Source organism: Actinosynnema sp. NPDC037264, from assembly GCF_055603705.1.
In genome coordinates, this window is record NZ_JBVJVK010000003.1 from 292,945 (window position 1) to 306,349 (window position 13,405).

Here is a 13,405-nt window from a genome sequence, read left to right on the forward strand (position 1 = left end):
GGAAGGTCGTGACCATGGCGCTGCCCTTGACCGGTGCGCAGACCGGTGTCTGGTTGGCACAGCAGCTGGAGCCCGACAACCCCGTCTACAACGTGGCGTGGTACCTGGAGCTGCGCGGACCGGTCGACCACGACCGGCTGGAGGCGGCCGTCCGGCAGGTGATCGGGGAGACCGGCGCGCTGCACGTGCGGTTCACCGAGGACGGCCAGGTGCCGACGCCGCCGACCACCGGCGTCACGCTCCTGTCGTTCGACTCGCTCGCCGACGCGCGGGCGTGGATGGACGACGACCTGGCGCGGCTGACGGACATCACCGCCGGACCGCTGTTCCACCACGCGCTGCTGCGCATCGCCGACGACCACGTGCTCTGGTACCAGCGCTACCACCACCTCGCGGTCGACGCCTACGGCTGCGTGCTGATCACCCGCCGCGCCGGCGAGCTGTACGAGGGCGCCGCGGAGCCGCGGCCCAAGCCGATCCAGGCGCTGGTCGACGCCGACCTCGCCTACCGCGACTCGGCGGCCCGCGAGGAGGACCGGGCGTTCTGGCACGCGAAGATGGCCGACCACCCCGAGCCGGTGCGGCTCGTGCCGCGGGCCGCCGGGCAGGTGCGCGAGGTCGTCCGCCGCACCGTCGAGCTGCCGGACCCGTTGACCTCGCGGCAGGTCATCGCCGCCGTCGCCGCCTACACCCACCGCGTGACCGGCGCGTCGGACCTGGTGCTGGCCATGCCGGTGACCGGTCGGCGCGACGCGGTCAGCCGGGTCACGCCCGGCATGGCGTCCACCGTGCTGCCGCTGCGCGTCACCGTGCGGCCGGACAGCACCATCACCGGCCTGATCGCCGACGTCGACCGCGAGATCCGCGAGGTCGTCCCGCGCAGCGCCTACCGCGGCGAGGACCTGGCCCGCGAGCTCGGCCTGCGCGACGGCATCCCGGAGCTGGTCGGGCCGACGGTCAACTACCTGGGCTTCGGCCGGGAGATGGGCTTCGCCGACCTCGACCCGGCGTTCCACACGCTGTCGCTGGGCCCCGTCAACGACCTGACCACCTCGTTCCTGCAACGCGCCGACGGCAGGCTGGTCGTCACGTTCGAGGCGAACGCCGCCATGTGCACGCCGCAGGAGCTGGCCGACCACCAGCGCCGCTTCCTGCGCGTGCTCGACGCCGACCCGGACCGGCCCGTGGCGTCGATCGACCTGGTGGACGACGCGGAACGCTCGCGGCTGCTGGACTTCGGCACGTCGCCGCGCGAGGTGGACGAGGTGACGTGGCCCGGCGCGGTCGAACGCCAGGCCGAGCTGCGCCCGGACGCCGTGGCGGTGGTGTGCGAGGACGTGTCGCTGACCTACGCCGAGCTGAACGCCGCCGCGAACCGGCTCGCCCGCGCGCTCGTCGCCTCGGGGGCGCGGGCCGAGGACGTCGTGGGCGTGGCCCTGCCCCGGTCGGTCGACCTGGTCGTCACGCTGCTCGCGGTGATGAAGGCGGGCGCGGCGTACCTGCCGCTGGACCTCGACCACCCGCGCGACCGGGTCGACTACATGGTCGCCGACGCGGGCGCCCGGCTCGTCATCACGCCGGAGACCCGGTTCGACCTGCCCGCGGACGGCTCCGACCTGGGCCTTCCCATCGCGCTGGACCAGGCCGCGTACGTGATCTACACGTCCGGCTCGACCGGGCGGCCCAAGGGCGTCGTGGTGACGCACGAGGGCATCGGCAGCCTCATCGCGACCGCGCTGGACCGGATCGGCATCACGCCGGACAGCCGGGTCGTGCAGTTCGCGTCCGTCGGGTTCGACGTGGCCGTGTGGGACCTGTGCATGTCGCTCGGCGTCGGCGGGCGCGCGGTCGTCGTGCCGTCGCACCGGCGGGTCGCGGGTCGGGAGTTGACCTCCTACATCGCCGCGCACGAGGCCACGCACATGATCCTGCCGCCGTCGCTGGTCGCCGCGCTGCCGCCGGAGTGCGAGCTGCCCGAGGGCGCGGTGCTGGTCGTCGGCACGGAGACCGTGCCGACCGAGCTGATCGCCCGGTGGGCGCGGCGGTTGCGCGTCGTCGCCGCGTACGGCCTGACCGAGGCCACGGTGAACTCCACGCTGTGGGCCGCCCAGCCCGACTGGACCGGGCCCGTGCCGATCGGCGTGCCGGACCCGAACACCCGCTGCTACGTCCTCGACTCGGCGCTGCGGCCGGTGCCGGTGGGCGTCGAGGGCGAGCTGTACGTCGGCGGGCGCGGGCTCGCGCGGGGGTACCGGGGACAGGCGGCGCTGACCGCGTCCCGGTTCGTCGCCGATCCCTTCGCCGGACCCGGTTCCCGCATGTACCGGACGGGCGACCGGGCGAAGTGGCGCGCCGACGGGAACCTCGACTTCCTGGGCCGGTCCGACGGCCAGGTGAAGATCCGGGGTTTCCGGATCGAGCCGGGCGAGGTCGAGAGCGTCCTCATGGCGCACCCGGAGATCGCGCAGGCCGCCGTGCTGGTGCGGGAGGACCACCGGCGGGTGAAGCGGCTGGTCGCGTACGTGGTCGGCACGGCGTCGCCGGCGGACGCGCGCGAGCACGTCTCCTCGGCGTTGCCGGAGTACATGGTGCCGTCGGTCGTGGTGCCGATGGCCGGGCCGCTGCCGCTGACCCCGAACGGCAAGCTGGACCGCGCGGCGCTGCCGGAGCCGGACTGGACCGCCCTGGCCGGTGACGCGCCGGCCACGAACCCGGTCGAGCGGACGTTGGTGGAGCTGGTCGAGGCGGTGCTGGGGCTGACGCCCGGGATCCACGACAACTTCTTCGAGCTGGGCGGCGACAGCATCGTCACGATGCAGTTGGTGTCGCGGGCGCGTGACGCGGGCCTGGAGTTCACCCCGCGCGAGGTGTTCGAGCACCGGACCGTGGCCGGGTTGGCGCGGGTCGCGCGGGTGGCCGGGGCCGACGAGGTCTCGCTGGACGGGTTCTCCTCGGACGTGCTGCCGGCGTCGCCGTTGCAGGAGGGCTTCTTCTTCCACGCGCGGTACGACGCCGACGACTCGTACGTGGTGCAGGAAGTGCTGAGCCTGGACGTCGACCGGGACGCCGTGCAGGGGCTGCTGGACCGGCACCCGTTGCTGCGGGCGGGTTTCCGCCAGACCGACCGCGGGCGCGTGGAGCAGGTGATCGCGGAGGCGTCGACGCTGCCGTGGCGCGAGTACCCGGCCACCGACGACGTCGAGGCCGTGCTGGCCGCGGAACGGGCGGAGCCCTTCGACCTGTCCCGGCCGCCGTTGATGCGCGCGGCCCGGCACGGCGACCGGCTGGTGCTGACGCTGCACCACATCCTGCTGGACGGGTGGTCGGTCGGGCTGCTGCGGCGTGAGCTGGTCGGCGGCCGGCTGGAGCCGGTCGACCACCGGCGCTACTTCGCGTGGCTGGCGAGCCGCGACCGCGACGCGGCGCACGAGGCCTGGCGCGCGGCACTGTCCGATGTGGACGAACCGACGAAGGTGGTCGGCACGGTCTCGCCGCGCCACGGGCAGCACCGCGTGCGGCTCCCCGCCGAGCTGAGCGCGGCGTTGTCGGGCCAGGCGCGGCGGCGCGGCCTCACCCTGAGCACGGTCCTGCACGGCGCGTGGGGCCTGCTGCTCGGCGGCCTCACCGGACGGTCGGACGTCGTCTACGGCACCACCGTGGCCGGGCGGCCGGCCGAGGTGCCCGGCATCGAGAACGCGGTCGGCCTGTTCATCAACACCGTCCCCGTCCGCCAGCGCTGGCGGGGCGCGGACAGCCTGGCGACCACCTTCCAGCACCTGCAGAGCGAGCAGGCGCGGCTGCTGGACCACCAGCACCTCGGCCTCGCCGAGATCCAGCGCGTCACCGGGCACGGCGAGCTGTTCGACACCCTCGTCGTGGTCGAGAACTTCCCCGACCTGGTCGACGACGTCGAGATCCGCGACCAGGTGCACTACCCGCTGGCCCTGATCGCCCTGCCCGGCGACCGCATCGAACTGCGCCTCAAGCACCGCCTCCCCGACGCCGAGGCGGCCGCCCTCGCCCAGCGGCTGGTCCGGCTGCTGTCCGCGTTCGCCACCACCCCCGACCGGCCGGTGGCGAGCTTCGACCTCGTCTCCGACGCCGAAGCCGAGTGGCTGGCGCGGCTCAACGCGACCGCCGTCGACGTGCCGGAAGGCACGCTCGTCAGCCGGATCGCCGACCAGAGCGCCCGCACCCCGGACGCCGTCGCGGTCGTCTACGACGACGTCACCCTCACCTACGCCGAACTCGACCGGCGCTCCACCGCGCTGGCCCGCAGGCTGCGCGGCCACCGCGTCGTCGGCGTGGCCGTGCCGAGGTCCGCCGAGCTGCTGGTGGCGCTGCTGGGCGTGCTCAAGGCCGGCGCCGCGTACCTGCCCCTCGACCTCGACTACCCGGCCGAGCGCGTCGAGTTCATGCTGGCCGACTCCGGCGCGACCACCGTCGTTCGGCCCGAGGACTGCGTCGACGCCGAAGCGCCCGAGGTCGACCTCCCCGCGCCGCACCCGGACCAGCCCGCGTACCTGATCTACACCTCCGGCTCGACCGGGCGGCCCAAGGGCGTCGTCGTCACGCACCGCGCGATCGTGAACCGGCTGGCCTGGATGCAGCACGAGTACGGCCTCACCGCCGACGACCGCGTGCTGCAGAAGACGCCCTCCAGCTTCGACGTCTCGGTGTGGGAGTTCTTCTGGGCCCTGTGCGAGGGCGCGGCCGTCGTGCTCGCCAAGCCGGACGGTCACCGCGACCCCGCCTACCTCGCCGACCTGATCCGCCGCGAGCGGATCACCACGCTGCACTTCGTGCCGTCGATGCTGGCCGCGTTCCTCGGCGTCCCCGAGGTGCACGAGGACGCGGCGTGGTCGGCGAGCCTGCGCCGCGCGTTCAGCAGCGGCGAGGCGTTGACCGGCGACGTGGCCGCCCGGTGGCTCGCGCTCACCGCCGTGCCGCTGCACAACCTCTACGGCCCCACCGAAGCCGCCGTCGACGTCACCTACTTCGAGTACGACGCCGCACCGGATCCGGCCGTGCCGATCGGCCGCCCGGTCTGGAACACGCGGCTGCACGTGCTCGACCCGTTCCTGCGGCCCGTCCCCGCCGGCGTGCCGGGTGAGCTGTACCTGGCGGGCGTCCAGCTCGCCCTCGGCTACCACGGCCGGTTCGCGCTCACCGCCGAGCGGTTCGTCGCCGACCCGTTCGGCGCGCCCGGCGACCGCATGTACCGCACGGGCGACCTGGTGGTGCGCCGCCCGGACGGCGTGCTCGTCTACCTCGGCCGCACGGACCGCCAGGTCAAGGTGCGCGGCAACCGGATCGAGCTGGGCGAGGTCGAGTCCGCGCTGGTCAGGCAGCCCGGCGTCCGGCGGGCCGCGGTCATCGCCCGGGACAACCAGCTCCTCGCCTACGTGACACCGGCCGACGTCGACCTCGACGCGGTGCGGGCCGGCGTCGCCGACGCCCTGCCCGCCGCGATGGCGCCGCACGCGATCGTGGCGCTGCCCGACCTCCCGCTCACCCCCAGCGGCAAGCTCGACCAGAACGCGCTGCCCTCGCCCACCCTCGCCAAGGCCGAACGCCGTGCGCCGCGCAACGACCGCGAACGCCTGCTGTGCGAGGTGTTCGCCGACGTGCTCGGCCTGGCCGACCTCGGCGTGGACGACGACTTCTTCGTGCTGGGCGGCGACAGCATCACGTCCATCGCGGTGTCCAGCCGGGCCCGGAGGCTGGGCGTCGAGATCAGCCCGCGCGACGTGTTCGAGCACCGCACGGTCGCCGCGCTGGCCGCTGTCGAGACCACCGCGGACACCGCCGACGACGCGCCGCTGCTCGTGCTGACCGACGAGCAGCGCGCCGCCCTGCCCGAGGCGGAGGACGTCTGGCCGCTCTCGCCGTTGCAGGAAGGCCTGTACTTCCACGCCAGCTACGACACCGGCGCGCTCGACGTCTACCTCTCCCAGGAGACGATGGACTTCGCCGGCCGGCTGGACGTCGAACGCCTGCGCCGCGCGGGCGCCGCGCTGCTGGACCGCAACCCGAGCCTGCGCGCCGGGTTCACCAGCGACGGCGTGCCGTCACCCGTGCAGTTCATCGCGCCCGGCCTGGAGATCCCGGTGCGCGTGGTCGAGGCCGAGGACGCCGACGTGCCGGACCTGCTGGCCGCCGACCGGCGCGAGCGGTTCGACCTGGCCGCGCCGCCGCTGTGCCGGTTCCTGGTGCTGCGGCTGCCCGACGGCCGCGACCGGCTCGTCATCACGCACCACCTGATCCTGTGGGACGGCTGGTCGGCGTGGCTGTTCCTGGAGCAGCTGCTGGAGCTGTACCGCGACGTCGACGCCGAGCTCCCGCCGCCCGGCAGCTACCGCGACTACCTGGCCTGGCTGGCCCGGCAGGACCACGACGCGGCCCTGCGGGCGTGGCGCACCGCGCTGTCCGGCCTGCGCGAGCCGACCCTGGTCGCGCCCGTCGACCGGTCGCGCGAGCCGGTCATCCCGGCCGAGTTCCACCAGGAGCTGACCGAGGAGCTGACCGAGCGCATCCGGGCGCAGGCCCGGCGGCACGGCCTGACCGCGAACGCCGTGTTCAACGCCGCGTGGGCGATGGTGCTGGCGAGCCAGGTCGGCCGCGACGACGTGGTGTTCGGCACCGCCGTCGCGGGCCGCCCGGTCGAGGTCGACGGCGTCGAGCACGTCATCGGCATGTTCCTCAACACCATCCCCACCCGCATCGCGATCGACCCGCGCGAGACCGTGCTGGAGCTGCTGCGGCGCGTCCAGGCCGAGCGGACCGCGCTCATGTCCTACGAGCACGTCGGCCTCGGCGAGATCCAGCAGGAGGCGGGCCACCGGCAGCTGTTCGACACGCTGTTCGTGCTGCGCACCGGAGACGGCGACGACCGCCAGGACGGGTTCGCGGCCCGGCACGGCGTGCTCGAAGTGTCCAATGTGGATGGAACGCACTTCCCGCTGACGCTCATCATCACGCCCGGCGCGCGCACCCGCGTCACGCTGGCGTCCCGGCCGGACGTCTTCACCGCCGACGCCGCCGAGGCCCTGCTCGCCCGGTACACCACCGTGCTGCGCCGGCTGGTCGAGTCGCCGGACGCGCTGCTCGGCGCGCTCGACGTGCTGCCCGACCGCGAACGGCGCGCGCTGGAGGCCGAGTGGGACGGCAGCGCCAACCCCATGGTGTCCGAGACCATCGCCGACCTGCTCGTCGCCCAGGCCCGCAAGACCCCGGACGCGACCGCGCTCGTGTTCGGCGACCAGCGGCTGACCTACGCCGAACTGCAGGACCGGATCGACGCCCTGGCCCGGCTGCTGATCAGCCGGGGCGCGGGGCCGGAGCGGGTGGTCGCGCTGGCATTGCCGCGCACGATCGAGATGGTGGTGGCGTTGTTCGCGGTGCTCCGCACCGGGGCCGCCTACCTGCCGCTGGACCTCGACCACCCGGCCGACCGGCTGCTGCTGATGATCGAGGACACCGCGCCGCTGTGCGTGCTCTCGACCACGGCGGTCGGGCTGGTGCCGGACGCGCTGTGCCTCGACGACCTGCCGGAGGGCCCGCGGGACGTCGAGTGGCCCACGTTCTCGCTGGACCACCCGGCGTACGTGATCTACACCTCCGGCTCCACCGGCCGGCCGAAGGGTGTCGTCACGCCGTACCGCGGCCTGACGAACATGCAGCTCAACCACCAGCAGGCGATCTTCGCGCCCGCCATCGCGGCGGCCGGCGGTCGGCGGCTGCGCATCGCGCACACCGTGTCGTTCGCGTTCGACATGTCGTGGGAAGAGCTGCTGTGGCTGGTCGAGGGCCACGAGGTGCACGTGTGCGACGAGGAGCTGCGCCGGGACGCGGCGGCCCTGGTGGCGTACTGCGACGAGCACCTGGTCGACGTGGTCAACGTGACCCCGACCTACGCCCAGCTGCTGATCGAGGAGGGCCTGCTGGAGGGCCACGTGCCCGCGCTGGTGCTGCTCGGCGGCGAGGCCGTGCCGGAATCGGTGTGGCAGCGGCTGCGCGAGACGCCCGGCACGTACGGCTACAACCTGTACGGGCCCACCGAGTACACGATCAACACGCTCGGCGCGTCCACCGAGGACAGCGAGACGGCGACCGTCGGCAAGGCGATCTGGAACACCAGGGCCTACGTGCTGGACGCGCGCCTGCGGCCGGTGCCGCCCGGCTCGCCCGGCGAGCTCTACATCGCGGGTGTCGGCCTGGCCCGCGGCTACCACGACCGGTTCGGCCTGACCGCCGAGCGGTTCGTCGCCGACCCGTACGGGCCGCCCGGGACCCGCATGTACCGCACGGGTGACCTGGTGCGCGCGCGGGCCGACGGCAACCTGGACTTCCTCGGCCGCACCGACGACCAGGTCAAGATCCGCGGCTACCGGGTCGAGCTCGGCGAGGTCGAGTCGGCCCTGGCCGCCCAGCCGGGCGTGACGCACGCGGCGGTCGTCGTGGACGCGGGTCCGGGCGGGGTGAAGCGCCTCGTCGGGTACGTGGTCGCCGACACCGATCCCGCGGCGCTGCGGGAGAACCTGAAGCGCGGCCTGCCCGACTACATGGTGCCCGCCGCGATCATGCCGGTGGACGCGCTGCCGCTCACCGTGAACGGCAAGCTCGACGTGCGCGCCCTGCCGAAGCCGGTGGTCGCTGGCGCGGCCTCGTCGCGTGCCGCCGCCACCCGTGAAGAGGAAGTGCTGTGCGGCTTGTTCGCCGACGTGCTCGGGGTGCCGTCGGTCGGCGTGGACGACAACTTCTTCGACCTCGGCGGCCACTCGCTGCTCGCCACCCGGTTGGTCAGCCGGGCGCGCTCGGCGCTGGGCGTGGACCTGGCGATCCGCGACCTGTTCGACGCGCCCACGGTCGCGGAACTGGCCCTGCGGGCCGGTGGTGGGTCGGTTCGGCCGCCGCTGGCGCCGGTCGAGCGGCCCGCCGAGCTGCCGCTGTCGTCGGCGCAGCAGCGGTTGTGGCTGATCCAGCAGATGGAGGGCACGTCCGCCGCTTACAACTTCCCGCTGGTGTTCACGCTGCACGGCGCGCTGGACGTGGCCGCGTTCACCGCCGCCGTCGGCGACGTGGTCGACCGGCACGAGGCGCTGCGGACGGTGTTCGGCGAGCACGAGGGCACGCCGTTCCAACGGGTGCTGACCGACGCCACGCCGGTCGTAGCGGTCCGGGAGGCGTCCCGCGAGGACGTGCCGGACATCGTGCGCGCCGAGGTCGAGCGACCGTTCGACCTGCGCACCGAGCTGCCGCTGCGGGTGACGATCGCGTCGTTGGCGCACGACGAGCACCTGATCGTCATCCTGCTGCACCACATCACCACCGACGAGTGGTCCGACCGGCCGTTCCTGCGCGACCTCGCGACGGCGTACCGGGCGCGGCGGGCCGGTGAGGCTCCCGGGTGGGAGCCGCTGCCCGTGCAGTACGCGGACTACACCGTGTGGCAGCGGGACGTGCTGGACGTCGTCGGCGAGCAGCAGCTGGACTTCTGGGCGCGGGCGCTGGCCGGCGCGCCGGAGGAGCTGGAGCTCCCGGTGGACCGGCCGCGGCCGGGACGCCCCACGTTCCGCGGCTCGGACCTGGAAGTGGTGTTCGAGCAGGCCGCGGCCGATCGGCTGCGGGCGTTCGCGCAGACGTCCGGCGCGTCGATGTTCATGGTGCTGCAGGCCGCCGTCGCCGCCCTGCTGAGCAGGTTGGGCGCGGGCGAGGACATCCCGTTGGGCGCGCCGATCGCGGGCCGCACCGACGAGGCGCTGGACGACCTGGTCGGCTTCTTCGTCAACACGCTCGTGCTGCGGGCCGACCTGTCCGGCGACCCGGGCTTCGCCGAGCTCGTCGGGCGGGTGAAGGAGACGTCGCTGGCGGCGTTCTCGCACCAGGACGTGCCGTTCGAGGCCGTGGTCGACCGGCTGAACCCGACCCGTTCGGCGGCGCGCAACCCGCTGTTCCAGGTGATGGTCGGCTACCACAGCCGCGGCGGCGACGCGGGCTCGTTCGACGGCCTGCCGGTGACGTGGGTCGGCCACGAGACCACGACCGCGAAGTTCGACCTGGTGTTCAGCTTCACCGAGGTGGTCGACGGCCCGGTGGTGTGCCGGCTGGAGTACGCGACCGACCTGTTCGACCGGGTGACCGTCGAACGGCTCGGCGCGCGGCTGACCACGCTGGTCGACGCCGTGCTGGCCGCGCCGTCCGCGCCGGTGAGCGCGGTGGACCTGCTCGCGCCCGACGAGCGCCGGCGCGTGGTCGACGAGTTCAACCGGACCGCCAGGGCGGTGCCGGAGGAGGCGTTCACGACGATGTTCGCCCGGTGCGTCGCCGAGAAGCCGGACGCGGTCGCCGTGGTCGACCGCCACCGCTCGGTCGACTACGCCTGGCTGGACGCCCGGTCCAACCGGATCGCCCGCCTGCTCGCGGCACGCGGGGTCGGCCGCGAGTCCGTGGTCGGCATCGCGGTGCCCAAGTCGGCGGACATGGTCGCCACCGTGCTGGCGGTGCTGAAGCTCGGCGCGGCCTACCTCCCGCTCGACCTCTCGCACCCGGCCGACCGGATCGCGTACCTGATCGAGGACTCGGCGGCCTCGGTCGTCGTGACCACGTCCGACGCCCCGGTGCCGGCGCCCGCCGTGCTGCTGGATGCCCCGGACGTGGTCGAGGAGCTGGCCGCGCTGGACGCGACCGCGGTGGGGGACGGGCCGCTCGGGCTCGACTCGGCGATGTACGTGATCTACACGTCCGGCTCGACCGGTCGGCCCAAGGGCGTGGTGGTGCCGCACGAGGGCATCTCCAGCCTCGCCGCGACCGCCATCGACCGGATGGGGCTCACCGCCGAGAGCCGGGTGCTGCAGTTCGCCTCGGTCGGCTTCGACGTGGCGGTGTTCGAGCTGACCATGGCGCTCTGCGTGGGCGGACGGCTGGTGTTCGCGCCGGACGAGGTGCGCGTGGCGGGCCCGGAGCTGACCGACTTCCTGCGCGACCGGCGGATCACGCACATGATCCTGCCGCCGTCGCTGGTGTCCGCGCTGCCCGCCGACTGCGAGCTGCCCGAGGGCTCCACCATCCTGGTCGGCACCGAGACCGTGCCGCCGGACGTGATCGGCCGCTGGGCCGGGCGGCTGAACCTGCTCGCCGCGTACGGCCTCACCGAGGCCACGGTCAACTCCACGCTGTGGAGGGCCGTGCCGGAGTGGGACTCGGCCGTGCCGATCGGCGTCCCCGACCCCAACACCACCGTGTACGTGCTGGACGACCGGCTGCGGCCGGTGCCGCCCGGCGTGGTCGGCGAGCTGTACGTGTCCGGTCGCGGCCTGGCCCGCGGGTACATCGGCCAGGCCGCGCTGACGGCGTCGCGGTTCGTCGCCTCGCCGTTCGGCCCGCCGGGAGCCCGCATGTACCGCACCGGCGACCGCGCGCGCTGGCGTGCGGACGGCAACCTGGACTTCCTCGGCCGCGTCGACACCCAGGTCAAGATCCGCGGCTTCCGGATCGAGCTCGGCGAGATCGAAGCCGCCCTGACCAGGCACCCGGCCGTGGCGCAGGCGGCCGTCGTCGCCGACCGCACGGGTGACGTGACCCGGCTCGTCGGGTACGTGGTCGGCTCGACGGAGGACGACCTGCGCGCGCTCGTCGCCGAACGGCTGCCCGAGTACATGGTCCCGGCCACGGTGATCTTCCTGGACGGCCCGCTGCCGTTGACGCCCAACGGCAAGCTCGACCGCCGCGCGCTGCCGCGACCCGACTGGTCCGCGCTGACCGGCGACGACCGGCCGGTCACGCCGGAGCAGAAGGCGATCGCGGAGCTGTTCGCCGAGATCCTCGGTGTGTCGCCGGGTGTCCACGACAACTTCTTCACCCTCGGCGGCCACTCGATGGCGTCCATGCGGCTGGTCGGCAAGATCCGGTCGGTGTTCGGGGTCGACATCGCGTTGCGCGACGTGTTCGACTCGCCCACCGTCGCCGGGCTGGCCGGGCGGCTGACCGGCGCCACGTCGGCCCGGCCGCGGCTGCGCCGCTTCGACCGGCCGGTGGACCTGCCGACGGCCCCGGTGCAGCGGGGTCCGGTCTCCTGGGACCACGCGCTGGCGTTGAAGGCCTCGACGCCGTTCGACGTGCCGGCGCTCGTCGCCGCCTACGCGGACGTGGTCGAGCGGCACGAGCCGCTGCGCACGGTGCTGGACGGTGACGTGCAGCGCGCCGTCGCGGTGCCGCCGCTGGAGGTCGAGCCGGTGGTGGCGCTGGACGAGGCGCTGCCCGCGTTCGCCGCCGGGCCCGTGGATCCCGGCCGCCCGCCCGTGCGGGCCCGGCTGGTCGTGGACGCGTCCGGCGCGCAGGCGTTGCTGCTGACCATGAGCTACCTCGCGGTGGACGAGTGGTCGGTGGTGCCGCTGTTCCGGGACCTCCAGCGGGCCTACGCGGCACGCCGGCGCGGCGAAGCTCCACAGTGGACCGACCTGCCCGTGACCTACGCCGACTACGCGCTGTGGTCGGCGGAGGTCGTGGCGGCGGTGGGGGAGAAGCAGCACGCGTTCTGGCGCGACGCGCTGCGCGACCTGCCCGACCTGGCCCTGCCCCGCTCCGGTGACCGGCGGCCCGGCCGCCACCCCGCCGCGGTGGTCCCGTTCTCGCTGCCCGCGTCGCTGCACGCGGCCGTCGACCGACTGGCCACCCGGACCGGCACCAGCATGTTCATGGTGGTGCAGGCCGCCGTGGCCGCCGCGCTCACGCCGTACGGCACGGACCTCCCGATCGGCACGATGGTCGCCGGGCGGACCGAGGAGGCGCTGGCCGACCTGGTCGGCTGCTTCGCCAACCGGATCGTGCTGCGCACCGACACCGCCGGCCGCCCGAGCTACACCGAGCTGCTGGCCCGCGTCCGCGCCACCGACCTGGCCGCGTTCGACCACGCGGACGTGCCGGTGCCCGCGGAACCGCAGGTGATGATCATCCACCACGAGAAGGCGGTCCTGTCGACCCTGGAGGGCGGCACGGGCTCGCTCGAAGCCGTGCCGACCGGCGCCACACCCGCCGAGCTGACCGTCAGCTTCTACGAACCGCGGGACGACGGCCCGGTGCCGTGCTACCTCGTCTACGCGACCGACCTGTACACCCCGACCACCGCCCAACACCTGGTCGACGCGGTGCTGCACCACCTGCACCGCGCGACGACCGACCCCGACCGGAGGATCGAGCCGTGACCAACCCGTTCGAAGACCCCGAAGGCCGTTTCCACGTCCTGGTCAACGACGAGGGCCAGCACTCGCTGTGGCCGTCGTTCGCCGACGTCCCCGCCGGCTGGACCACGCGCTTCGGCCCCGACACGCGCGACGCCTGCGTGGCGTACGTGGAGGAGCACTGGACCGACCTGCGCCCGCTGTCCCTCCGCTGATCTCCTGCTGCT

The 13,405-nt window shown here is 74.0% G+C and carries 2 protein-coding genes; both read left to right on the plus strand.

The window, feature by feature from the left end:
* Nucleotides 1-14 precede the first annotated feature (14 nt).
* Nucleotides 15-13,202, plus strand: a complete 13,188-nt coding sequence (locus ACZ7GX_RS05885) for an amino acid adenylation domain-containing protein (RefSeq protein WP_498773306.1) — start codon at nucleotides 15-17, stop codon at nucleotides 13,200-13,202.
* Nucleotides 13,199-13,393 carry an MbtH family protein gene (locus ACZ7GX_RS05890; protein ID WP_498773308.1) on the plus strand — a complete coding sequence of 65 codons (195 nt, stop codon included), beginning with the start codon at nucleotides 13,199-13,201 and terminating at the stop codon, nucleotides 13,391-13,393. Before ACZ7GX_RS05885 ends, ACZ7GX_RS05890 begins: the two co-directional genes overlap by 4 nt.
* Nucleotides 13,394-13,405 lie beyond the last annotated feature (12 nt).